Source organism: Brevibacillus panacihumi, from assembly GCF_003710985.1.
GTDB lineage: Bacteria > Bacillota > Bacilli > Brevibacillales > Brevibacillaceae > Brevibacillus > Brevibacillus panacihumi.
This window is the reverse complement of sequence record NZ_RHHT01000002.1, coordinates 51,214-74,347: the sequence shown is the minus strand read 5'-3', so window position 1 is coordinate 74,347 and position 23,134 is coordinate 51,214. Positions and strand designations below refer to the sequence as shown.

The 23,134-nt window shown below is 53.0% G+C and carries 21 protein-coding genes; 2 read left to right on the top strand and 19 right to left on the bottom strand.

The annotated features are described in order from the left end of the window. The 3 genes from EDM58_RS00430 to EDM58_RS00420 form a co-directional block, all read right to left on the bottom strand. Complete coding sequence (locus EDM58_RS00430; RefSeq protein ID WP_122911573.1) at positions 1-612, bottom strand: DedA family protein; 612 nt, start codon at positions 610-612, stop codon at positions 1-3. Positions 613-724: 112 nt separating this feature from the next. Then, on the bottom strand, positions 725-2,506 hold the full coding sequence (locus EDM58_RS00425) for a B12-binding domain-containing radical SAM protein (protein ID WP_122911572.1): 1,782 nt from the start codon (positions 2,504-2,506) through the stop codon (positions 725-727). 123 nt (positions 2,507-2,629) lie between these two features. Next, positions 2,630-3,136: a MogA/MoaB family molybdenum cofactor biosynthesis protein gene (locus EDM58_RS00420; protein WP_122911571.1), complete on the bottom strand. Its 507-nt coding sequence runs from the start codon at positions 3,134-3,136 to the stop codon at positions 2,630-2,632. A gap of 180 nt (positions 3,137-3,316) precedes the next feature. Here EDM58_RS00420 and EDM58_RS00410 point away from each other — a divergent pair, with 180 nt between their 5' ends. After that, the gene (locus EDM58_RS00410; RefSeq protein ID WP_122911569.1) at positions 3,317-4,759 is read left to right on the top strand and encodes an aminotransferase-like domain-containing protein; all 1,443 of its coding nucleotides are present in this window, start codon (positions 3,317-3,319) and stop codon (positions 4,757-4,759) included. Here the strand turns inward: EDM58_RS00410 and EDM58_RS00405 are convergent. From EDM58_RS00405 to EDM58_RS00330, 16 genes are all read right to left on the bottom strand, one after another. Then, entirely contained in the window at positions 4,756-6,000 is a 1,245-nt protein-coding gene (locus EDM58_RS00405) for an MDR family MFS transporter (RefSeq protein WP_122911568.1), read from the bottom strand. The genes EDM58_RS00410 and EDM58_RS00405 overlap by 4 nt on opposite strands. 553 nt (positions 6,001-6,553) lie before the next feature. After that, positions 6,554-7,642 carry a 3-isopropylmalate dehydrogenase gene (gene leuB / locus EDM58_RS00400; protein WP_122911567.1) on the bottom strand — a complete coding sequence of 363 codons (1,089 nt, stop codon included), beginning with the start codon at positions 7,640-7,642 and terminating at the stop codon, positions 6,554-6,556. Between the two features lie 52 nt (positions 7,643-7,694). Beyond that, positions 7,695-9,227 (bottom strand): 2-isopropylmalate synthase, encoded by a 1,533-nt coding sequence (locus tag EDM58_RS00395; RefSeq protein ID WP_122911566.1) that lies wholly within the window; start codon positions 9,225-9,227, stop codon positions 7,695-7,697. A 34-nt stretch (positions 9,228-9,261) separates the two neighbouring features. After that, positions 9,262-10,254 carry a ketol-acid reductoisomerase gene (gene ilvC, locus EDM58_RS00390; RefSeq protein WP_122911565.1) on the bottom strand — a complete coding sequence of 331 codons (993 nt, stop codon included), beginning with the start codon at positions 10,252-10,254 and terminating at the stop codon, positions 9,262-9,264. 58 nt (positions 10,255-10,312) lie between these two features. Next, positions 10,313-10,819 carry an acetolactate synthase small subunit gene (gene ilvN / locus EDM58_RS00385; RefSeq protein ID WP_122911564.1) on the bottom strand — a complete coding sequence of 169 codons (507 nt, stop codon included), beginning with the start codon at positions 10,817-10,819 and terminating at the stop codon, positions 10,313-10,315. Further along, entirely contained in the window at positions 10,820-12,556 is a 1,737-nt protein-coding gene (ilvB, locus tag EDM58_RS00380) for a biosynthetic-type acetolactate synthase large subunit (RefSeq protein WP_122911563.1), read from the bottom strand. Between the two features lie 693 nt (positions 12,557-13,249). Then, entirely contained in the window at positions 13,250-14,455 is a 1,206-nt protein-coding gene (sat, locus tag EDM58_RS00375; protein ID WP_425455591.1) for a sulfate adenylyltransferase, read from the bottom strand. Then, positions 14,437-15,138 carry a phosphoadenylyl-sulfate reductase gene (locus EDM58_RS00370; RefSeq protein ID WP_122911562.1) on the bottom strand — a complete coding sequence of 234 codons (702 nt, stop codon included), beginning with the start codon at positions 15,136-15,138 and terminating at the stop codon, positions 14,437-14,439. The genes sat and EDM58_RS00370 overlap by 19 nt, the downstream gene beginning before the upstream one ends. A gap of 153 nt (positions 15,139-15,291) precedes the next feature. Continuing rightward, positions 15,292-16,227, bottom strand: a complete 936-nt coding sequence (locus tag EDM58_RS00365) for an alpha/beta hydrolase (RefSeq protein WP_122911561.1) — start codon at positions 16,225-16,227, stop codon at positions 15,292-15,294. Between the two features lie 239 nt (positions 16,228-16,466). Then, positions 16,467-16,826, bottom strand: coding sequence for a hypothetical protein (locus EDM58_RS00360; RefSeq protein WP_122911560.1), 360 nt, complete (start codon positions 16,824-16,826; stop codon positions 16,467-16,469). 145 nt (positions 16,827-16,971) lie between these two features. Continuing rightward, a complete protein-coding gene (gene rplT, locus EDM58_RS00355) occupies positions 16,972-17,331 on the bottom strand; it encodes a 50S ribosomal protein L20 (protein WP_023555666.1) in 360 nt (119 codons plus the stop codon). 90 nt (positions 17,332-17,421) lie between these two features. Next, positions 17,422-17,619 (bottom strand): 50S ribosomal protein L35, encoded by a 198-nt coding sequence (rpmI, locus tag EDM58_RS00350; RefSeq protein ID WP_023555667.1) that lies wholly within the window; start codon positions 17,617-17,619, stop codon positions 17,422-17,424. Between the two features lie 30 nt (positions 17,620-17,649). Further along, positions 17,650-18,153 carry a translation initiation factor IF-3 gene (gene infC / locus EDM58_RS00345; RefSeq protein ID WP_122911953.1) on the bottom strand — a complete coding sequence of 168 codons (504 nt, stop codon included), beginning with the start codon at positions 18,151-18,153 and terminating at the stop codon, positions 17,650-17,652. Positions 18,154-18,500: 347 nt separating this feature from the next. Continuing rightward, positions 18,501-19,517: a GTP 3',8-cyclase MoaA gene (gene moaA, locus EDM58_RS00340; protein WP_122911559.1), complete on the bottom strand. Its 1,017-nt coding sequence runs from the start codon at positions 19,515-19,517 to the stop codon at positions 18,501-18,503. Between the two features lie 51 nt (positions 19,518-19,568). Continuing rightward, a complete protein-coding gene (locus EDM58_RS00335) occupies positions 19,569-21,482 on the bottom strand; it encodes a molybdopterin biosynthesis protein (RefSeq protein WP_122911558.1) in 1,914 nt (637 codons plus the stop codon). Positions 21,483-21,525: 43 nt separating this feature from the next. Next, entirely contained in the window at positions 21,526-22,758 is a 1,233-nt protein-coding gene (locus EDM58_RS00330) for a molybdopterin molybdotransferase MoeA (protein ID WP_122911557.1), read from the bottom strand. A gap of 100 nt (positions 22,759-22,858) precedes the next feature. Here EDM58_RS00330 and EDM58_RS00325 point away from each other — a divergent pair, with 100 nt between their 5' ends. Then, a complete protein-coding gene (locus tag EDM58_RS00325; protein ID WP_122911556.1) occupies positions 22,859-23,134 on the top strand; it encodes a ubiquitin-like small modifier protein 1 in 276 nt (91 codons plus the stop codon).

Sequence of the window (23,134 nt, the reverse complement as noted above, 5' to 3'; positions counted from 1 at the left end):
CTACTCTCCTTTGGCTTGGGAGGTCCGGGCGCGAAGCTTGCGTACCAGCAGATAAGCTCCCACAACCACGACCAGAATCAACAGGGTGTAAGCCCCATAAGAACGAATCATGCCAATGATGGTTTCGACATTTCGTCCAAAGATGTATCCTATCAGATAAAAAGCAAAGGTCCAGACCAACCCGATCGGATAGGAAAGCAGCGCGTAGCGGCGATACGACATTCCGCCCATCGCGACCAGATACGGCACCAGATGACGCACGACAGGAAACAGGTAGCTGATGCACAGCGCGGTAGTTCCATGTTTTTCCAGCATCGCTGTCGCCTGCTCCACCTTGTGCTTCATTTTCTCTTTTTTAGACAACCAGCCCAGTATAGGTTTCCCAAAATATTTTCCCAGCAAAAACCCGATCGTCAACCCAGATGCCACTCCTAGATAAGCTGTCAAAAAGGAGTAGACGGGGTTCAGGATTCCAATGGAAACCAAAAATCCCCCCGTCGCTACTACCAGCTCATCCGGAATTGGCAATCCTACGATTCCGAGCCACAGAAGAAAAAAGATGGCCAAATAACCGTATTGTTCTATGATCGACATCAGAAGGTTAACTTCCATCCGGCAAAATCCCCTATCTTCGCCGCTAGTCTGCATTCATCCGTAAGAGAGCGAGCGGCTTGTATGCACCCTGATTCTAATGAAGCGTGATGGTTGTAAGGCCTATGTCTCCTTAGTGTGCCACGCTCATGTCCTGTTCTACCACGACAAACGCATTCCCCTGCTCATCTTTGTACGGATAATACAAGACGAGGATGTAGGAACCCTCGATGCGTTCTCCTGTTTTGATCCACTTCTCGATATCAAAGGATACCTTGGCGCTCAAGGTATGTTTGAAGTAATCCTTTTGGGTCGCAGCATGTTCGGCAAAGTCGTGGCGCAAGCGGCCAGCCTGTTGCTGGACAAGCCCATAAACCTGCTGCATCTCTTGCTTTTCCAGCACGTCATCCCACCACAGTTTGCGTGGCCGATGTTTTTGATTGCGCAGGTAATCGAATTTCATCAAGCTGAGGATGTGTTCAAGACCCTCTACACCGCTGAATTCCAGGAAGCTGAGCAAGCGGGTAAACAAATCCTCCAACTGATGCCCGATTCGACTCCACCCCTGGTTCTCCCAGTAGTCGCCGAAGGACTGAAAAAAGTCAAAAGGCGTCTCGAACACATGGGTCAACAGCCATTCCAAGGTGTAGTCCATGCGGTGATCGTTCCAGTATTTCTCCAAAACGTCCTCGACACGTTTGATTTTTTGCATGTCAGCAAAGGAAAGCACGTTGTTCCCAAGGATTTCATAAGGAGCTTCATCCATGTAGACATAGCCGTGGTCGGCAGCCCGAGCGCGCACGCCTGTCCCGCGCAGCATTTTCAAAAATCCAAGCTGCAGCTCCTCCGGCCGCAGGGCAAACACGTCGTTGAACGTTTTGCGGAAGGAGTGGTAATCCTCCTCCGGCAAGCCGGCGATCAAATCGAGATGCTGATCGATTTTCCCCGACTCCTTGATCTGCGTCACTGTGCGCGAAAGCCTGTCAAAGCGCTGAATCCGCTGCACGAGACGATTGGTTTCATCATTGGTCGACTGAACCCCGATCTCGAAGCGAAAGATCCCGGGAGGTGCATTCTCGGTCAAGAAATCAAGGACGTCCGCACGCAAAATATCGGCGGTAATCTCGAACTGGAACACGGTTCCGCGATGGTTGTCGATCAAAAACTGAAAGATCTCCAGCGCATATTTTTTATTGATATTAAACGTCCTGTCGACAAATTTAATCGTCTTCACGCCATGGTTGATCAGGCGCAGCAGATCAGCTTTTACCCGCTCCAGACTGAAGTAGCGCACCCCGTCTTCAATGGAGGACAAGCAGTATTGACACTTGAAAGGGCAGCCTCGGGAAGCCTCGAAGTAGACGACGCGGTTGTTCAGCTCATCCAGATCATCCTCGTACGGGGACGGAATCGAATCGAGATCCTCGATCTGGGCACGCGGCATGGAAAAACGAACGATCCCTTCCTCGTCGCGGTAGGCAATGCCATTTACATCGCGCAGCGCAGGAGGCTGTCCGGTCTCCTTCGCCTTTTGATAGGCTTGCAGCAGCTCCAGAATGGTCTGTTCCCCTTCTCCGATCACGATCACATCGATTTCGGGATGTTTTTTCATCCAGTGATCGGCATCATAGGTGACCTCTGGCCCACCCAGGATAATCGGCAAGTCGGGACGCACCTTCTTCAGATTGCGAACGACATCAAGCGTCTCGCGAATGTTCCAGATATAACAGGAAAAGGCGACGACATCCGGCTCACGCTTGTACAAATCCGCGACAAGATTCATCGTCACATCGTTAATCGTATATTCTACCAGCTCGATCTGTGGAAAAGACGGCCTGGCATAGCTTCGCAAATAGCGTAAGGCAAGTGATGAATGGATAAACTTCGCGTTTAACGTTGAAAGTACAATTTTCATTTTTAGGCTACTCTCCTTGCACATTTCGGCAAATATCTCGCTTTTCTCCTTGCTGTTGGGGCATTGCCGATCAAATCCCTGTCGTAACAGTACCACATACAAGGTCAAGGGAGCAATTCTGACCTACCGATTCAGTTCACGCACGACATGCCCCAATTCCGGCACGATCAGCTTTGTCATTGCCAGACGAACCGCACCCGTAGAGCCCGGTGTCGAGAAAATCATTTTGCCTTGGCGCGTTCCGGCTACAGCCCGGCTCAGCATCGCGGCTGAACCGATGTCTTCGGTATAGCTCAGCATCCGGAACAATTCGCCAAATCCCGGCACTTCCTTTTCCAAGAGTCCGGATACCGCTTCAAAAGTGTTGTCACGAGGAGAGATTCCGGTTCCGCCATTTAACAGAATCACCTGCACCTGCGGATCGTGTATCCCTGTCTCTATAGCGGCAACCACCTCAGACGGCTCGTCCTTGACGATCTGATAGCGAATGCGCCGATGTCCAGCCTCTTCCAGCAGCTCGGTCATCAGCTTCCCGCTTTTGTCCGTCTCTTCTGTCCGCGTATCGGAAACCGTAATCACCATGCACCCTACCTGTTTTGGCGCCTGTGCCTTGTGTTCTTGCGTGCTCATATTCTCATCTCCTCGACCCACGACTTTTCTTGCATCATGATACCATGTTCCGGGAGCGGATGCCTCCTGCGCTGACAGAGCGGGAAGATTTTCGCCTTCTCCCCTATCCCTTCCCGCAGGCTTTCCGCTATAATGCTGATGATGACTGCTATTTTTCGACATGAATGGAGGCGAGCCCAGATGGCCAACCGCCCTTTTTTCTCGTTTCATTTCCATAAACAATCCCATACGCCTATATACGTACAACTCGCCGAACAGTTACAAACGGCTATTTTGCGTGGCGCTTTTCTCGTAGACGGACAACAACTGATTTCACTGCGCGAGATGAAAACCGCCAGCGGCTGCTCCCTGGAGACGGTCAAGAAGGCTTATGACTATTTGGCGGCAGAAGGCTGGCTGGAAGCTGTCCACGGAAAAGGCTACTATTTGACAGTACATGCAAAGGAAGCCCGAATGGAGAACCGTCTTCCGCTGACGGATATTCCGATCGCCTCCTTCTCCGATTCCTCGCCGCGTCCCGGCGAAGAGCTGGTCAAACGCCTGCGCAGCGCGTTCTACGAAAGCCTGACCGTGCTGGATGAGCCTTCTGCACAGAAAAAAATCCGCCGTGCGAAGGCGGACAGGGTGTTTGCCAACCACCTGACACGGCGCGGCCTGCCGCATGCTCCCGAGAGAGTCATGCTGTTCAACCGCAGCACCAGCGGATTTGCGTTCCTCGCACAGAGAGCAATGACGCCGCGCGATGTCGTATACGTGGAAGAGTACTCCTATCCAGTTTTTCTGCGTCTGCTCAGTCAATGCGGAATCACGGTACGGCCGATTCGCATGGACGAGGAAGGCATCTCCATCGAAGCGCTGGAGGAGGAACAGAAGCATTATCCCGCCAACTGGATTCTCGCCAACCCGCATTATCATTTTCCGACGGGCATCAGCTACTCCCGAAAGCGCAAGGAGGAGCTGCTCGAATGGGCGTCCCGCCACAATGTGAGGCTGGTCGAAAATGACCACTACGGCGATCTGTGGTTCCAGCGTCCCAGCCTGACTCTCTACCAGATGGCGCTGCAAGAGCAAATGTCCGTGCAAGTCTACTATTTGCACTCGCTCTCCAAAACGCTGGCACGCGATCTGCAGCTGGGCGTCTTGATGCTTCCCTCAGATCTGGATACGGAGGAGCTGGAGCGCAATCGGCAACTCGTCGCCATGACTGGTGCCGAGCCTTCCCTGCTGGTCGTCGATGCGGCGGTTCGGCTTTTGGATGACACCTGGTTCGGAGATGTGTATCTGGCTGACAGGCGGGCGTTGTTCCAATCCCGTTTTCAATTTGTCTGGAAAGAAAAACATCACGCACTGCCTGCGCATGCCCGCATGTATCCGATTATCGGCGGACTCAATACCTGGATCGAGTGGGGAGAACCGACTGCCCATGCGGCGGCACTTGAAAACAGAGTCATCTCCTACCTGCGTGAAGACGGCTTGGAATTGACACCTGGGCAGGCATTCCGCGTCCCAGACGAGCCGGCCGACATCGAGCGCCGGCCTGCCGTGCGCTTTCCGCTGGCTCCGATGGACGAGCGCGAGCTGAAGCATTGGCTCTATCGGCTGGGAGCAGCCCTGATCCGCTAATTCGGTTGCTCCTCCTTATAGATACGAAATAACTGGATGTACAACACGACACTGATCAAGGCAAACGCCAGGATAATACTGAATATCCCCATGGGTGTCATCCAGTTGGACAGGAAAACCGTCACCGGGGCCAAAAATTTCCCGATGGTGCCTTGCAGGCTGTCGGCTCCCATGTACTGTCCCCTCGCATGCTCCGGGGCATAGCGGCTGATGAAGCTCTGTGTCACCGGAGAGCGAACCATCTCGCCAAATGTGAAGATGATGGTGACGAAAAATAGGAACCAAAAATTCGTGTTCAGTCCCAAGGCAAATGTGCCTACTCCTGACAGCAATGATGACAAAATGAACACATCACGCTCTTTCCAATTGTGGAACCATTTCGTCACCGGAAGGATAAATAGAACGAATAAAAGCCCGTTAAATCCAAGGAGCCACCCGTAAATCTCCGTACTTGTCAGCATCAGGGAATCGCCATTCCAGGTGAACAATGCTTGGGCAGGTACCTCATTGATTACATACACCGGAAAGTAGAGATCCAATTGCATAATCGGTACCAGGGCAAAGATGCCTGCCAGGGTATAGATCAGGAACACTTTGTCGCGAAAAATAATGCCGTATCCCTTCCATTGCTCCTTGAATACATGGGTGATTGAGTTGGAGCCTACCTTGTTTTTCTCCGAATGCGGCAATGTTTCATGAACGATGAAATAGATCGCTATCAAATACAGAAGCGTGACCAATGCGCAGGTCCACAACAGCTCTTGCCTGTAATGGAAGAAAAAAATGGCGCCAAGAGCGGGACCAAGAACAGCACCAATGTTATTGGCGGTCATAAAGGTCGCGAAAATCTCCCGGCGGTTTTCTGCAGGAACCAGATCAGCGACCATAGCGGAGCTCGCAGGCCGATAAATGGCTCCTCCCACCCCAATGCCGATAAACGCGAGGTAATCGATCCAATGCGATGGCGAGACCGCAAACAAGACAAACATCCCCATTTGCAGACCTGCACCCATCAGCATCACCTGGCGCCTTCCCATTCGATCCGTCAATGCTCCACCGAGCAGACTCCCCACCAGGCTGAAGATCGGCGGTATCGTCATCAGAATGCCTGCGATATGATTGCCCAATGCTGCACCAAAATAGACCGTTATGAACGGAAAGTACATCCAAAACAGCATATTGAACAGCGCTTCTCCGAATAAACGGACTTTCAGGTTGTTATTCCATAAGCGAATTTGCATCTATGCCCCCCATTTGTGAAGATTCCCGGCCAGGTAAAAAAACTATAGAGCAAATTTCTTACAAAATATAGACTTTTTCTTTTGTCTGAATTAAACTAATAGTATAGATGTTAAGGATACTAGCTCCTACTTTGATTGTACGAGAAAACGAACATATGTTCTGTTACGAAAATGACCAAGACGCTCCCTGTGGAAGCGTCTTTTTTGATTATCAAAGCAAACTTCTTGAGAAGCCCACGAAATCAAGATTGGTCGACAACTAACAGTTGGTCGAGGAAAAAGGAGAAAAAAGCGGAAGGCATTTGGGATCTTGACCCAGGCGCAATGGAAAAGGCGGAACCCGCTTTTAGCGGCCAACCCTGATTCACTTCTTCGAAGTCGACTGCTTTTGGCCGCGGTTACGCCTTTGGAATGGAGCCGACCAGGAATGACCCACAGCGAAGATCCCAACCCGCCTGAAGTGTTTTCTCCTTTTTCCTCCCCGCCGCTAGAGCATGAAGACAACAAAAACCCTGCCAGTTCATCCCTCAAAAGAGACTTGGCAGGGCTATGCTTAATTCAAGATTTTGCTCAACTCATCACGAACCAGCTGACCCATCTCTACAGTACCGATGGCTTTGCTGCGATCCGAAGCAATATCGCCTGTGCGATGTCCTGCTTCCAATACATTTCCGACCGCTTTTTCCACAGCGTCAGCCGCTTTATCCATCCCCAGGGACAGACGCAGCATCATCGCTACGGAGAGAATTGTTGCCAGTGGATTGGCGATGCCTTTTCCAGCGATATCAGGCGCAGAGCCATGCACCGGTTCGTAGAGACCGAAGCTGCCTGCAGCCAGACTTGCCGAGGACAGCATGCCGATCGAACCCGTCAACATAGCCGCCTGATCGCTCAGGATGTCCCCAAACATATTCTCTGTCACGATGACGTCGAACTGCTTCGGATCACGCACGAGCTGCATCGCGCAGGAATCGACCAACTGATGGCTCAGCTCTACATCCGGGTAGTCGGCACCCACGCGCTCTGCTACCTTGCGCCAGAGGCGGGAGCTTTCCAGTACATTTGCCTTGTCTACCGACACCACGCGCTTTTGACGCTTGCGTGCAACATCGAAGGCTACACGAATGATTCGCTCGATCTCTGCTTCATGATAAATGCATTGGTCTTCCGCTACTTCGCCATTAGGGCCGTCGTAGCGTTTTTTCTCTCCGAAGTAAATCCCGCCGGTCAGCTCACGGACGACGATCAGGTCGACTCCGGATACCACTTCCGGCTTGAGGGAGGAAGCATCCACCAAGGAGTTGATCATTGTGGCAGGTCGGAGGTTGGCAAAAAGCCCCAATGCTTTGCGAATTCCCAACAGTCCCGTTTCCGGACGAAGATGTCCAGGGTTTTGATCCCATTTTGGTCCCCCGACTGCTCCAAGCAGCACAGCATCTGCTTCCTTGGCCAGCTTCAAGGTTTCCTCCGGCAGTGGTGTTCCATCCGTATCGATGGCAATGCCGCCGATTCGGCCTTCTTCACATGTAAACGTGACGCCTTCCCGCTCCCCTACAAGGGTGAGGACCTTAACGGCTTCTTGCATAATCTCCGGTCCAATCCCGTCCCCAGGCAGAACAGCGATGCGATAGTTTTTCTTCATCTTTTATCCCGCTTTTCTTCTGTAGTGGTTTTTGTATCCGTAGCTCCTACAACTAGTTGACAGCTACCGGCATCGACTCGTTGCGACGCTCCAAAATCTTGTTGACGGCACGAATATAGGCAACAGCACTCGCTTCCAGGACATCCGTGCTGACACCCCGTCCCGTCACGCTCAAATCGCCTTGCTGCAGACGGACGTATACTTCACCCAGTGCATCCTTGCCGTGTGTAACAGAGAGAATTTTGTAATCAACCAGCGTCACATCTTCACCTGTCGCCCGGTCAATTGCCTTGTAGATAGAATCGACAGAACCGTTGCCGCAAGCCGCTTCTTCACAGACAGAACCATCTGCGCGAAGGAGGCGCACACTTGCAGTCGGCACTGAGATATTCCCGTATGCGAGCTGCACGGATTCCAACTGGAACGCTTCTGGACCGCGCTCCATTTTGGTATCCACCAGCGCGAGAATATCGTCATCCGTAATCTCTTTTTTCTTGTCGCAGAGGACCTTGAACGCTGCAAACGCCGCGTTTACTTCCTCCTGCTCCAGGGTGAACCCAAGCTCAACCAGCTTCTCCTTGAACGCATGACGGCCGGAATGCTTGCCGAGGACGAGTTTGTTGGATTTGAAGCCCACCGATTCGGGACGAATGATTTCGTAGGTGGTGACGTTTTTCAGCACGCCATCCTGGTGAATGCCCGATTCGTGCGCAAAGGCGTTGGCGCCGACAACTGCTTTGTTTCCAGGCACGATCATCCCGGTCAAGCGGCTGACCAGCTGGCTGGTACGAGCGATTTCTTTCAGGTTCAGCTTCGTGGTTGCCTGATAGTAGTCCTTGCGTGTTTCCAGCGCGAGAGCTACTTCCTCCAATGCTGCGTTCCCTGCACGCTCCCCAATGCCATTGATCGTTCCTTCCACCTGCGTCGCGCCGCCTTCGATGGCAGCCAAGCTGTTGGCTACGGCCATTCCCAAGTCGTCATGGCAGTGACAGCTCAAGCGAATCAGGTCTGCACCGGGTACCTTTTTCAGCTCGCGGAAAATGTTTCCGTACTCGATCGGCGTCATGTAGCCCACGGTATCAGGGATGTTCACTGTAGTCGCTCCAGCCTTGATGACCGCCTCTACCACCTGCTTCAAAAAGTCGATCTCCGTACGAGCCGCATCTTCTGCCGAAAACTGGACTTCCTTAAAGTACTTTTTCGCATAGGTGACAGCTTCTACCGCGCGCTGCAGGACCTGCTCCTTGCTCATGTTCAGCTTGAATTCGCGATGGATCGGAGACGTCGCGAGAAAGACGTGGAGGGATGCGTTTTCCGCGTTGCGCAGCGCTTCGTAAGCCTTATCCATATCGTCTTTGACGGCGCGAGCCAGACTGACGATCGTGGAGTTTTTGACGCGCTTTGCTACTTCGGCCACTGACTTTTGGTCACCGGGAGAGGCAGCAGCAAAGCCTGCCTCGATTCTCGTAACGCCCAGTTTCTCCAGTTGAAGGGCGATCTCCACCTTTTCGTTCGTGCTGATGTTGACGCCCGGAGACTGTTCCCCGTCACGCAATGTTGTATCAAAAATCTCAATGGTCCGCATGAACTATTCACCTCCACATTTTTCCCTAACGCTATTATTTATTGTTCAGCCAAGACATCATGCCGCGCAGTTGTTCCCCGACTACCTCGATGCCATGCTCTGCTTCCAGACGGCGGCGGGAAGTAAAGCCTGGGCGGTTTGCTTGGTTTTCCAAGATCCAATTGCGAGCAAATGTACCATCTTGAATTTCGGACAGCACTTTTTTCATTTCTTTGCGTGTTTCGTCTGTGATGATGCGACGGCCTACGCTGTAGTCACCGTATTCAGCCGTGTCACTGATGGAGTAGCGCATGCGTGCCAAGCCGCCTTCATACATCAGGTCAACGATCAGCTTGAGTTCATGCAAGCACTCGAAGTACGCGATCTCTGGAGCGTAGCCTGCTTCTACGAGAGTGTCGAAACCGGCTTTTACCAGCTCGCTTGCACCACCGCAAAGTACTGCTTGCTCACCGAAGAGGTCTGTCTCTGTCTCTTCACGGAAGGTAGTTTCGATGACGCCAGCTTTGGTGCAGCCGATTCCGCTGGAGTATGCCAATGCGATTTCTTTTGCGTTGCCAGTCGCATCTTGGTAGATTGCGATCAGACCAGGAACACCGAAGCCTTCTTGGTATACGCGGCGCACCAGGTGGCCCGGGCTTTTTGGAGCGGACATGATGACGTCTACGTCAGCCGGCGGCACGATTTGCGCGTAATGGATGTTGAAGCCGTGGGAGAAGCAAAGAGCTGCGCCGGATTTCAGGTTAGGAGCTACCTCATCGCGGTATACTTGCGCTTGACGCTCATCCGGCATCAGGATTTGTACCACGTCTGCACGTTTGGTTGCTTCCGCTACAGTCAGAACTTCAAAACCGTCTTTTTCTGCTACGTCCCAGGATTTCCCTGGACGCAGGCCCACTACTACTTTATAGCCGCTGTCGCGCAGGTTTTGTGCTTGCGCATGCCCTTGGCTTCCATAACCGATGATTGCGATTGTTTTGCCACGCAGTGCCTCTTTGTTTACGTCTGCTTCATAGTACATTTTTACCATTTTGTATAGCCTCCCTGAAATGTTGTTTAGTTTGAATTTTAATTCAGAATTTTTTGTACTATACAGTTGCTGCTGCATCTGCTGGTACGATACTGCGTGCCATCGCCACTGACCCGGTTCGAGTCAATTCGAGTACACCATAGCTTTGCAAAAGGATGAGCAAAGCGTCGATTTTCTCTGTATCACCCGTCACCTGGATGATCAGCGATTCTGGTCCCACATCGACAATGGCTGCCCGGAACGGCTCCACAATTCCGTTGAGTTCCGCCAATTGACTTGGAGTGGCACTTACCTTGATCAGAGCCAGTTCCCGCGATACAAAGGGATTGGCGCTCAGATTGGTGACCGAGATCACGTCGATGAGTTTGTACAGCTGCTTCATCAACTGATTGATCTGCTGATCATCCCCCCCGGTGCTGATGACCATGCGGGACAAGCCTGCCTCCTCGGACCCACCGACTGTGATGCTGTCGATGTTGAAGCCTCGTTGGCCGAACAGAGTCGCGACACGGGTCAATACGCCGGGCTGATCATTTACTAGTACGGCAATCGTATGTCGCTGCATCTACTCTTCCCCCAATTCCATCTGATCTAAGGTGTTGCCTGACGCAACCATCGGATAGACATTTTCTCCCTGTGCTACGCGGAAGTCGATGACTACAGGGCCGTCGTGCTTCAGTGCTTCCGCCCATACGCGCTCTGCTTCTTCTTGCGTGCTTGCGCGCATGCCTTTGACACCGTAGGCTTCAGCCAGCTTGACGAAATCCGGGCTGCAGGTCAGATCGATCTCGCTGTAGCGGTTGTCGTAGAAGAGCTCTTGCCACTGGCGAACCATCCCTAAGCACTGGTTGTTCAGAATGACTACCTTGACCGGAATGTTGTACTGGGAGACAATCGCCAGCTCCTGATTGGTCATCTGGAAGCCGCCATCCCCTACTACTGCAATGACTGTCCGGTCTGGATTCGCGATTTGCGCTCCGATCGCGGAAGGGAAGCCAAAGCCCATCGTGCCGAGGCCGCCGGAAGAAATGAAGGAGCGAGAGTGCTTGAATTTGTAGTACTGAGCGGTCCACATCTGATGCTGTCCCACGTCAGTCGTGACGATTGCCTCGCCCTCTGTCGTGTTGTACAGAAGCTCAATTACCGCTTGCGGCTTCAAGACGCCGTCTTCCTTCTTATACTTGTACGGCTGTTGCTGCTGCCACTCTTTCAGCTGGTCGATCCAAGCCTGCGAGTCACATGCCGACACCAGCGGCAAGGCCTTTTGCAGCGTGCTTTTCACATCTCCAGCGACGGTGACTGCTGTCGCCACGTTTTTCCCCAGCTCAGCAGGGTCAATGTCCACGTGAACGATGCGTGCATTCGGAGCGAATTCTTTGGTGCGTCCCATCGTGATGCGGTCATCAAAACGAGCGCCAAGTCCGATTACACAATCTGCTTGCAGGATCGCCTGGTTGGCTGTGTAGCTTCCGTGCATGCCCGGCATTCCAAGCGACAGTTCGTGTACGCCAGGGAAGCCGCCCAATCCCATAAAAGTGTTGATCACAGGGATGCGGGTCTTTTCGGCAAATGCCAGAAGTTCTTTGTCAGCACCGGCTGCAATGATTCCGCCGCCAGCGAGAATCACTGGTTTTTTTGCGGAGCTGATCGCCTTAACGAATGTGTTTACTTCTTCATCACTCGGTACAAGCGAAGCGCGGTATGCGCGGATGTTCACTTCCTCCGGATAGTAGAAAGGCGCTTTCGCATTGGCTACGTCTTTTGGAATGTCAATCAGCACGGGGCCGGGACGGCCTGTCGTGGCGATATGGAACGCTTCCTTGACGATTCTCGGCAGATCGCGCACGTCTCGCACGAAGTAGCTGTGCTTGGTAATCGGGATCGTGATGCCGGTAATATTCGCCTCCTGGAAAGCGTCCGTTCCGATCAGGTTCTGAGCGACGTTCCCGGTAATGCAGACCAGCGGCACAGAATCCATCTGTGCAGTTGCAATCCCTGTCACCAGGTTGGTAGCGCCCGGACCGGAAGTAGCGATACATACGCCAGGTTTGCCTGTAGCGCGAGCATATCCATCTGCAGCGTGGATCGCTCCTTGCTCGTGGCGGGTCAAAATGTGCTTAAAGTAGCTCCCGTACAATGAGTCATAGATGGGCAGTACAGCCCCGCCGGGATAACCAAAAATGTGCTCAACTTCCTCCAGGATCAGACAGCGCAGCAGCGTTTCAGCACCGGATACTTCTTCACCGAACTGAATTGGCGGCATGCTTCTTTTACTGTTCAATTCAGCGATTTCAACACTCATTTTCTCTCCCCCTCCCAGTTTCAACAGGTATTGTTTTTAACTATAACCACATAGAAAAACCCTTTCGCCCCGACACGGTTCTTGTTCCATGTCTTTTGGGGCGAAAGGGTTCGCGGTACCACCCAACTTCATCGGCGCCTCACGGTCGGCCGATCTCAGCCAGTCACATTGTTTGTGGACTGTAACACGCTAACGGGTGTTAAACGGTTTTGCCTACTGACTGCCCTCGCAGCTTTCAGCAAAACGGCTCAGAGGTGAGCAATGCATCGCTCTCTTTACCCGGTTCGCAGCATCCCGGGCTCTCTGGGAAAGAGTAGTCGTGCACCATCCTCGTCAAAGCCTGCTATTCATACAATATTTCCAATATTGTAGTTGTCAGAAAATAAAGTGTTACGTCTGATTATAGCTAGGCACCATGGGGGTGTCAACGAATAACTCAAGAATTATAATGACTTTCGTCCGAACGAATGTTCAGCCAAAAACCGCATCACCACGCTGCTTATGCGTGAAAGCGCATACAATGGCTCCTCATTTTTCACTCGGCAACGAACAGGCTTTTCTGCAAAAATGGGTATCTATGGAAGGCGTATCCGCTGTGGAGAAAATTCTCGAGACACAAAAAATCGCTCCTTGAAAGAATGCGGGAGATCCGCCCACCATTCCAAAAAGAGCGACCTTTTGTCAAAAACCATATCAGTGGCTGCGAACCTCCTGCTCCCGCATGCCTTCGATCAAGATCCTGGCCACCTCGGGACGACTGTATTCCGGCGGTGGCGTCTGTCCTTCACGCAGCATGGCGCGCACCTTCGTCCCCGACAGCGCTATGTGGTGACTCGCATCATGCGGACATGTCTTGGCAGTCACCATGCCCTGACAAGAGCGGCAGTAGTAGCTGTGTTCGAAAAAGAGCAATTGAATCCCTAAGTCCTCCGGCTTGAATTGCCGGAAAATATGCTGGGCGTCATACGTGCCGTAGTAATCGCCGACTCCGGCATGGTCCCGTCCGACAATAAAATGCGTGCATCCGTAATTTTTTCGCACCAGTGCATGAAAAACAGCCTCACGAGGTCCCGCATAGCGCATGGCAGCCGGAAAAGCGGCCAGCAGCACACGGTCCTTGGGGTAGTAGTGTTCCAGCAACGCCAAGTAACTTTTCATGCGCACAGCGGCAGGCACGTCGTCGGACTTGGTCTCGCCCATCAAGGGATTGAGAAACAGTCCATCGACGATTTCCAACGCTGCTTTCTGGATGTACTCGTGTGCCCGATGAATCGGATTGCGCGTCTGGAAGCCGACCACACTCTTCCAGCCATTTGCTGCGAACCTCTCGCGCGTCTGTGCCGGTGTCAGGTAATAATCGCCAAAGCGCTCCGGCTCCGGACGCCTCCATACTTCTACCGGTCCGCCCAGGTAAAGGGCTGGTTTTGCATACAGCTTTTGTACTCCCGGATGCGCTTCGTCTGTCGTCCGAAAGACGAACGACGCTTCTTTCTGCTTGTCGGGCAGATAGCAGCTCTCCACCTGGAGCAGTGCGTAATCCACGCCATCTTCCCCTCGCAGCAAGACACGGTCGCCGGGCCGCACTCCCTGGTAACGGAAAGGGTCAACGGCCAACGTGACAGGCAACGGCCAGACCGTCCCATCCGTCAGACGCATCGACTCTACCACAGATTGATAATCCGCTTCACCCAAAAACCCCGTCAACGGCGAAAAGGCGCCGATTGCCAGGCAGTCCAAATCAGACAACGTCCATTTATCTACAACGACGACGTGATCAGTCTTTACTGAAATTGCATTTTCTCCTCGCGGCAACAGTCGTTCAATCAGTTTTCCTCCGTGGGGCGCAATCGCGCACATGTTGATTTCCCCCATCTCTTCACTCATTTGTGCAACCCGCATTCTGTCTTGGCAAAACCGGACCAACGCCCTGCGCGAGGATCCTCACCCGGCATGACCTGACGCGTGCAGACCTCGCAGCCAATACTCGGGTAATGCTGATCATGCAGCGGATTGTAGGGTACATCATGCTGATGTATATACTCCCATACCTGATTATGCGTCCAGTCCGCCAACGGATTGAACTTGACCAGGTTAAATTTTTCGTCCCACTCTACCTTCTTCGCATTGGCTCGCGTCGGCGACTGTTCCCTGCGAATCCCTGTAATCCACGCCTCGTACTCTGCCAAAATGCGCTGCAACGGCTCTACCTTGCGGATTTGGCAGCAGAGATTGGGGTCCTTCTCCCACAGCCGATCACCGTGCTTGGCAGCTTGCTCTTCCAGAGTCAGTTGGGGCAAAACCTGGAGAAAGGAAGCCCCGTAGCGCTCTTGCAGACGGTCTCGCGTCTCGTAGGTCTCTTTGAAATGCTTGTTGGTATCCAGATAAAAGACGGGCACAGTTGGAGCCAGCTTATGCAGCATGTCAACCAATACAACGTCCTCCGCGCCGAAGCTGGAGGCGAGAACGAGACCGGAACCGTATTCCTCCATGGCCCACACCAACACATCCTGCGGAGATTTCGATTCCAGCCGATAAGCCATCACTTGCAGCTCTTCTTCCATCTTCGCTTGGCGATTTCTCATCTGCGAAACTCCTCTCTTGCTAGCTTTCCCCCACCATCATATGTGGAGAAGAAGCAAGTGGAGCATCGTCCCCAGAAAAGAAAACCCCGTCCAACACTCCGAAGATATGCTGGACGAGGCAATATTGCGAATGCTTCGCGCCCCCCGCTTGGGTCATAATCGCAAAAAGACGCTGCGCAGGCTGTTGGCTACCTGTGAGACGGCCTGGGCTCCTTTGTCCATGATCCCGCCCATCCAAAAAAATCCATGGATCATGCCCTCATAGCAGGTGTGCTCGACGGGGACTCCTGCTTCTCGAAGCCTTTGTGCGTACATGGCTCCCTCGTCCCGCAGCGGATCATACTCAGCCGTGATCACAAGCGCCGGGGGCAAGCCAGTCAAATCCTCCTGCAACAGCGGTGACGCAAGCACGTTCTGCTTGTCTTCCTCCCCGTTCAGATATTGCTGGAAAAACCAGTTCATGCTGTCAGCAGTCAGAAAATAACCCTCTCCATTTTCACGGTACGATTCCGTGTCACAGCCAAGCTGTACGGCAGGGTAAATCAAGGCCTGAAAAGACAGAGCCGGTCCCTGGCGTTCCTTCGCAAGCTGCGCGACCACGGCCGCCAGGTTCCCTCCTGCGCTGTCTCCGCCAACCGCGATTTTTTCGGGATCTCCCTGGAATGTTGCCGCATGACGGGCTACCCACTCCACTGCCGCGTAACAGTCATACACAGGGATCGGAAATTTATGCTCCGGCGCCAGTCGATAATCGACGGATACAACCAGGCAATCTGATTCATGCGCAATATTGCGGCACACAGTATCCACGGTATCCAAATCGCCGATGACCCAGCCTCCGCCGTGAAAATAGACAAACACGGGAAACGGCCCGGTTCCCTTCGGGGTATACATGCGAATTCCGATCTGTGCACCTTCTACCGGGATCAGTCGATTCTCCACCCGCGCAACTGCTTTAGGGATTCCCGCCAGCTTACCGAAATCCGCCGTGCGCAGCCGATTCTCCTCCGGAGTCAACGTGCTGGTCGCGGGTACTCCTGCCGCCTCATTCATGTCCAAAAAAGCCTTTGCTTGCGGATCCAATGCCATCGCCTTCTCCTCCTTCTTCCCAATCCCAAATGGGTCTTCTCTTCCCAGAGTAAACAGGTAAAGCCGATAAAAAATCTACCATTAATTCATTATTCTGATATTTTTCTTTTAATCCTCCCCAGTATTCATTGATTGTCACGAAAAAAAGGAACAAGCAGAGCACCGTTGATCGGTGTCAGCTTGTTCCCACATTCTGGCCTATTTTTTCAGAAGTGCGGCTCGCCTTAGAGCTTTTGCACTTATCTACGGATTTCCGCGATGCCTCTCGGGGCACGGGCATTTGACTGGATATTGCGAATCTGCGCGTCCGTCAGATTGCGGAGGATGAAAATCAGTGACGACGTACGATTGTTAAAGTTAAAGTTGCTCAGATTGGCAATTGCCGCGTTCCCGCGAAATACGCGAAACGCTCCTTGATAGTTTGCCTGGGAAAACAGGACGAGTGTTACATTGGCGGCATTATCCCGCCGCAAACGAAAGCTGGAGAGGTCATTGTCGAAACGAATTGCGCTCATGTTTCGGATCGCTAAGCCACGTCTGCGAATCTGAAGACGTCTGTCTTGAAAATTTCGGCCATCAAATAACGTTAATCTAGCCATACTCTCTCACTCCTTTCCTCTTTCTACTCGTAGCGTATGAAAGGAGAAAGGTTCCCGCTTGGACAGGTGTTGTAGGTTGGACAACTATTTTTGCACAATAAAAAACACCGACCCTTCCATGGAGGAAGATCGGTGTCTTGTGGTTTTACGCGTTCAGTTTGCCTTTTGCGACAGCAGCCAGCTCGTTGAAAGCTGCTTTGTCGTTGACAGCCAGGTCAGCCAGCATTTTGCGGTTTACTTCGATGCCAGCTACTTTCAGGCCGTGCATGAGGCGGCTGTAAGACAGGCCGTTCATGCGAGCTTGCGCGTTGATACGAGTGATCCACAGTTTGCGGAAATCACGTTTCTTTTGACGACGGTCGCGGTATGCGTACATCAGGGATTTCATTACCTGAGCATTCGCGGATTTAAAGAGGCGATGTTTGGAACCGAAGTAACCTTTCGCCAGCTTCAGGATTTTCTTATGACGACGGCGTGCAATAATGCCACCTTTTACTCTTGGCATACTAACTCCTCCTGGTCTTTCCAGCATGGCGGCCTGCTACGAGGCGCTTAGGGAGCTCATGCTGCGTGATGGTGTGTAATGATGCGAAACTTACAGATAAGTGAGCATTTGCTCAATGCGCTTTTGATCGCCTTTGGAAACAAGGGCAGCTTTACGCAGATGGCGTTTTTGCTTGGTTGATTTGTTGGCGAACAAGTGGCTACCATATGCGCGGTCACGCTTCAGTTGGCCGCTTCCGGTTTTTTTGAAACGCTTCGCTGCGCCTCTATGAGTTTTCATTTTAGGCATCTGAAAAATCCTCCTGTCTCAACTACTAGCTTACTTTTCCGTCTTCGGAGCCAAAATCATGATCATGCTGCGTCCCTCGATCTTCGGCTTGCGCTCAGGCGTTGCGAGATCTTCACACTGGGCCGCCACACGTTCCATAACCGACAGTCCGATTTCGGAGTGGGTGATTTCACGTCCACGGAAACGGATCGTACACTTCACCTTGTGGTGATCCTCCAAGAACTTGCGGACGTTGCGAAGCTTCGTCTGAAAATCGTGTTCCTCGATATTGGAAGAAAAACGCACTTCTTTCAGCTCGATGATCTTCTGGTTCTTGCGTGCTTCCTTTTCCTTCTTCGCCTGCTCGTATTTGAACTTTCCGTAGTCCATGATACGGCATACAGGCGGCTTGGCTGTAGGAGCAACATTTACCAGATCCAAGTCGGCTTCTTGAGCGATGCGCAATGCTTCCCTAAAGGGAACGACTCCCAATTGACTCCCGTCGGCTCCGATCAAACGAACCTCACGGGCACGGATCGCTTCGTTAACTAACATTTGATCCTTGCTAATACTTGCCACCCCCGTCAATTTCGAGAAGGAACAAAACGGACTTGCCGCTTTGTTGACCACGAGCGGTCACATCTCAGTTCATGAAAAACAGCAAACGGTTTTTCACAAAAAATGTGCGAACGCATTACGCGCCCGCACCTATCTCACCTTGCAAATAAGCAGATCCAAAGATCTTTGCATAAGAGTTACCTGTCAACAATCGGTCACCGACGTCGACCCAGGTGAGAAGCTGGGCGCCTCTGCTTGTTTCTCGAAGTATGAAGTGTTTATACACGCCTTTTATCATACAGTGAGTCTAAACGATTGTCAAGGCTTGCTCACGCGATTCTTGCTTATCCGCCAATATGGGACATCTCTACCTTGTCGCGAGTCAGCCCCGGAGTATGCAGGAGGCGTTCCTCCGAATAGCGGTCGGCGCGTTGCCCCCAGTACTCGCGAATGAGCTCGCGAATCTTCGCATCGTCGCTTCCCGCTCGCAAAGGCTCGCGCAAATCAAATCCGCTCGACGCAAACAGGCAGTTGTACATTTTGCCTTCCGCCGAAAGTCTTGCACGCGTACAGGTCGAGCAGAACGCCTGGGTCACGGACGAGATCAAGCCGATCTCCGCTTCGCTCCCCACATAGCGATAGCGAGATGCCACTTCTCCGTAGTAGTTGGGGTCGATCGGTTCCAGGGGCATCTCCTCATTGATCATTTCGACGATTTCCCGCGATGGCACCACCTGGTCCAGTCTCCAGCCGTTGGTGTTGCCCACATCCATGAATTCGATGAAACGCAGGATATGTCCCTGCTCCCGGAAATAGCGTGCCATCGGCAGGATGTCATCGACGTTGACCTCGCGCTGAACCACCATGTTGATTTTCACTCCGAGGCCGGCCTGCGCAGCCGCCTCGATCCCTGCCAGAACATCTGCCACCTTGTAGCCCCGGCCGTTGATTTTCCCAAAGCGTTCATCGTCCAGACTGTCCAGGCTCACCGTCACCCGATCCAGCCCGGCTGCTTTCAGCGCTTCTGCGTGCTTCGCCAAAAGCGACCCATTGGTAGTCATGGCGATATCCTGTACGCCGTCCACCTGACGCAGCATGCGAATCAACGCTGGCAAATCCCTGCGCATCAACGGTTCTCCTCCGGTGATCCGAATTTTGCCCACACCTAGCGAGGTGAAGATTCCAGCCAGCCTCGTAATCTCCTCGAAGCTCAACAGCTTATGCTGCGGCAAAAAGGGGTAATCAGGCCCGAAGATTTCTGCAGGCATGCAGTATTGACAGCGAAAATTGCATTTATCAGTAACGGAGATGCGGATATCCCGGAGAGGACGTTTCTGTGAATCTAGCGTTTGTACAGCCATGGATGACCACTCTCCTTTTCTTATGAGTATGAAGCAAGGCCAATCCAATCGTCAATCCGCAGACATGGCGTACACGATTTTTCCCGCATCGCGGCAGCTGTAACCGCCCAGCGCCTCCACCTCTCTGGCAAAAGCCTCCGAGCGAATGCAGGCGAGCAATTCCTCCCCCTGTGCGCTGCGCAGAAAAGAGCCGCTGAGCAACAAATCATACCGTTCCTCTGATACCGGAATAAAATCAAGTCCCATCGCGGCAGCGACGGAGTATATGCCCAGGCCGGCATCTGCGGTTCCACCAGCAACCGCAGCAGCGACGCTCAAATGAGAAACCGCCTCGCGCGAATAGCCGTAGATCTGCTCCCTGTCAATCCCCTCTTGTGCCAGCAGGTAATCAAACAACAGCCTGGTTCCGGCTCCACGCTGCCGATTGATATAGGTAATCCCCGGTTTGACCAGATCATGTACAGAGGTGATGCCCTTGGGGTTGCCCGGCTTTACGATCCAGCCTTGCTGGCGATAGACCAGCTGGATGAGCGCGACATCCTGACCGCGGAGGTATTTTTGCACAAAAGGAAGATTGTACGTACCTGTCGCTTCGTCAAACAGATGGACGCCTGCTGCATGCGCTTCCCCTTTTTGAATCGCCAGAATGCCGCCCATGCTGCCGACGTGGGAAGAGACGAGAAAACGCTCCGGATTGGTTTTTCTCAGCAAGGAATGCAGCACGTCCATTGTCAGGTCATGACTGCCTGTCGCGACAATCGTATTTTGGATTTGCTCCAGCGGACGATACAGCTCAATCTCCACGCACTCTCCCTGTTCATAGCCGAGATCACCAGGGGGGATGCGCAGCAGGCCGTCTGCCCGTACCATCGACATGGTAACACCTGCAGCCCGCGTCAGCGGATTGGCGATGTACTGCCCGTCGATACAGCCGATCGTCACACGGATAAAATCCTCTGCCCCCATGACAGAGACGATCCTTCGTCCCAGCGTCGCCTTGACCCGCGGACGCTGCGGCTCCAGCAAACCGTAATAGTGGTGAACGAGCATGCGGGCAAACCATTCCAGATTGAGATAAGCAGAGACGGGATAGCCAGGCAATCCGATGACGGGCTTCCCGTCTACCATGCCGACCACGACCGGTTTGCCAGGACGAGTCGCTACGCCATGTGTCAGCACCTCTCCCAATTCCTCGACGATATGGACCGTAAAATCCTCCCGTCCAGCCGAAGACCCTGCGTTCAACAAAACAAGATCCGCATCCTGTACGGCAGTCTTTACGGCGTCGCGGATCATGGCGTAATCGTCTGGGACGATCCCGTGGTAGATCGGCTCGGCTCCCCACTCTTGCAAATAAGCCGCGAATACCGCTCCATTGAATTCGATGATTTCTCCTTCTGCCACCGAATCGGAAGGCTCGATCAGCTCGCTGCCTGTCGGGATGATGACGACACGCGGCTTGCGCAAGACGGGAACCGTCACATTGCCTCCCGCAAGCAAGGCCCCCAGATCGACCGGACGCAGTTTGAAGCGGTCCGGGATAATGACTTCCCCGACGACCACGTCCTCTCCGATGGGACGAATATGCTGCCAGGGTGCGACCGCCTCCAGGATCTCGATCGTCTCATCGTCAATCTGGTGAATGTTCTCAATCATGATGACGGCGTCAAATCCGTCCGGGATCGGATCGCCCGTGTCTACCTCGATATACCCTTCCCCTCGCTTCAGCCGCACAGGGTGCTGCTCGTCGGCTCCGTACGTCATCTCCGCCTTGACTGCGACGCCGTCCATCGCAGAAGCATGGAAATTCGGCATCGAAACCTTTGCATAAATCGGCTCTGCGGTGACCCTTCCCAATGCCTCGCGGGTGGGAATGATCTCGACCTGCGGCGAAAAGCGAACGCTGTCGACAATTCTCTTCTGGGCGTCTTGCAGCGGCGTGTCTTCCAAGTAGATTTTGCGCATCGTTTTCCTCCTGCCAAACCCTTCTACCAATCACTCTACCAAACTATGCAAATAGATGTACATGGACAAATTCGCCTTCCAGGATGCCTTCCTTCTGCGCGGCGATCTCCACCATGCCATCGCTTTTGACAAGCGTTGAAATGAGGCCTGATTTTCCAAATACAGGATGTGCCCACCACTCCTCGCCGCGCTTCTCCAGCTTGACGCGCACATAATCAGAGCGTCCTACCGCGGACGGAATATTTCGCGAGATCCGTGCGACGATTCGTCTGTCCAATTCTGTAGGCGCTAGACCTTCCAGTCTGGCGATCAAGGGCGCTGTAAACAGATGAAAAATGATCAATGCGGACGCGGGGTGGCCCGGCAGTCCCATGATCGGCTTTTGGCCCGCTTTGGCCAGAATCGTCGGTTTGCCAGGCTTGATGGAGACGCCATGGACCAGCACGCCAGGCTCCCCGAGCGCTTGCATCACCTGCTCGGTATAATCTCGGGTCCCGACTGAACTGCCGCCAGACAAAAGCAGCAAATCAGCCTGCTCGAACAATTCCTGCGCTCGCGTCAGAAAAGCAGCGTAATCATCCTTGACGATGCCGCCGTCGATTACTTCTGCCCCACATGCGCGGGCTGCGGCTCCAATCGTCACGCTGTTAATATCCCGCACCTCTCCGGGAGCCAGCTGCGCCTTGTCTGCGGGGACAATCTCATCCCCTGTGGACAAGATGGCGACGACAGGTCTTGGGTACACCGTCACACGAGTCTTTCCAATCGCAGCCAGCACGCCGAGATCCTGTGGCCGAAGGCGCTGCCCGACGGACATGACCAGCTCGCCTGCCATCACATCGTCCCCGGCCCGGATGATATTTTCTCCCGGCGCCACCTGGCGGAAGACGTTGAGCAATTCTCCCACCTCTTCTACATGCTCAATCATCACGACACTGTCTGCCCCATCGGGAATCATTCCCCCGGTCGGAATCCCCTGCGCCTGTCCTTCTTTCAGAGGCAGACTCGCCGGTTTGCCCATCTCGACTTTTCCTTGAATATCCAAAAAAGCAGGCAGTGAATCAGAGGCCCCATAGGTATCACGCGCCCGCACCGCATACCCGTCAACGGTCGAACGGGCAAAATGCGGAACCTGCTCTGTCGATCGGATGTCCTCCGCCAGAACCATGCCGAGCGCTTGACCTAGTGGAAGCGTAACGGGCTGACGAACCGGAGCATAATGCTTGTGTATGATTTCCAATGTCTCAGTCACCGTTTTTACTTGAAAAAATTTCATAGCCTTTCCCCTTTTCCGGTAAGCATTTCGTCTTTCGCATCTACGCTGACTTTTTCTTTGATTTGATAGTATAATGGAAAGAAAAAGGAGATTTTTCCAGATGAAAGTAAAAGTATTTGCCAACTTTCGAGAAATCTGTCAGGGAAACTCCGTAGAAGTCCCGCTGGATAACGGGGACCGCGTCATCGACATCATGGAGACGTTGATCCGGATGTATCCTGCTCTGGAAGACGAGGTCTTCACAGCGGAGCGAACATTCAAGCCATTTGTGCATGTCTTTCTCAACGGACAAAATATCATTCATGCCCAGGGCCTGCAAACGCGCGTCAAAGAGGATGATCAGTTTGCGCTGTTCCCTCCGGTAGCCGGGGGCTGA

Excerpts from the sequence above, each read along its gene's own strand:
- EDM58_RS00430 (WP_122911573.1), bottom strand. The coding sequence starts at position 612 with ATGGAAGTTAACCTTCTGATGTCGATCATAGAACAATACGGTTATTTG.
- EDM58_RS00425 (WP_122911572.1), bottom strand. The coding sequence starts at position 2,506 with ATGAAAATTGTACTTTCAACGTTAAACGCGAAGTTTATCCATTCATCA.
- EDM58_RS00420 (WP_122911571.1), bottom strand. The coding sequence starts at position 3,136 with ATGAGCACGCAAGAACACAAGGCACAGGCGCCAAAACAGGTAGGGTGC.
- EDM58_RS00410 (WP_122911569.1), top strand. The coding sequence starts at position 3,317 with ATGGCCAACCGCCCTTTTTTCTCGTTTCATTTCCATAAACAATCCCAT.
- EDM58_RS00405 (WP_122911568.1), bottom strand. The coding sequence starts at position 6,000 with ATGCAAATTCGCTTATGGAATAACAACCTGAAAGTCCGTTTATTCGGA.
- leuB (WP_122911567.1), bottom strand. The coding sequence starts at position 7,642 with ATGAAGAAAAACTATCGCATCGCTGTTCTGCCTGGGGACGGGATTGGA.
- EDM58_RS00395 (WP_122911566.1), bottom strand. The coding sequence starts at position 9,227 with ATGCGGACCATTGAGATTTTTGATACAACATTGCGTGACGGGGAACAG.
- ilvC (WP_122911565.1), bottom strand. The coding sequence starts at position 10,254 with ATGGTAAAAATGTACTATGAAGCAGACGTAAACAAAGAGGCACTGCGT.
- ilvN (WP_122911564.1), bottom strand. The coding sequence starts at position 10,819 with ATGCAGCGACATACGATTGCCGTACTAGTAAATGATCAGCCCGGCGTA.
- ilvB (WP_122911563.1), bottom strand. The coding sequence starts at position 12,556 with ATGAGTGTTGAAATCGCTGAATTGAACAGTAAAAGAAGCATGCCGCCA.
- sat (WP_425455591.1), bottom strand. The coding sequence starts at position 14,455 with ATGCGGGTTGCACAAATGAGTGAAGAGATGGGGGAAATCAACATGTGC.
- EDM58_RS00370 (WP_122911562.1), bottom strand. The coding sequence starts at position 15,138 with ATGAGAAATCGCCAAGCGAAGATGGAAGAAGAGCTGCAAGTGATGGCT.
- EDM58_RS00365 (WP_122911561.1), bottom strand. The coding sequence starts at position 16,227 with ATGGCATTGGATCCGCAAGCAAAGGCTTTTTTGGACATGAATGAGGCG.
- EDM58_RS00360 (WP_122911560.1), bottom strand. The coding sequence starts at position 16,826 with ATGGCTAGATTAACGTTATTTGATGGCCGAAATTTTCAAGACAGACGT.
- rplT (WP_023555666.1), bottom strand. The coding sequence starts at position 17,331 with ATGCCAAGAGTAAAAGGTGGCATTATTGCACGCCGTCGTCATAAGAAA.
- rpmI (WP_023555667.1), bottom strand. The coding sequence starts at position 17,619 with ATGCCTAAAATGAAAACTCATAGAGGCGCAGCGAAGCGTTTCAAAAAA.
- infC (WP_122911953.1), bottom strand. The coding sequence starts at position 18,153 with ATGTTAGTTAACGAAGCGATCCGTGCCCGTGAGGTTCGTTTGATCGGA.
- moaA (WP_122911559.1), bottom strand. The coding sequence starts at position 19,517 with ATGGCTGTACAAACGCTAGATTCACAGAAACGTCCTCTCCGGGATATC.
- EDM58_RS00335 (WP_122911558.1), bottom strand. The coding sequence starts at position 21,482 with ATGCGCAAAATCTACTTGGAAGACACGCCGCTGCAAGACGCCCAGAAG.
- EDM58_RS00330 (WP_122911557.1), bottom strand. The coding sequence starts at position 22,758 with ATGAAATTTTTTCAAGTAAAAACGGTGACTGAGACATTGGAAATCATA.
- EDM58_RS00325 (WP_122911556.1), top strand. The coding sequence starts at position 22,859 with ATGAAAGTAAAAGTATTTGCCAACTTTCGAGAAATCTGTCAGGGAAAC.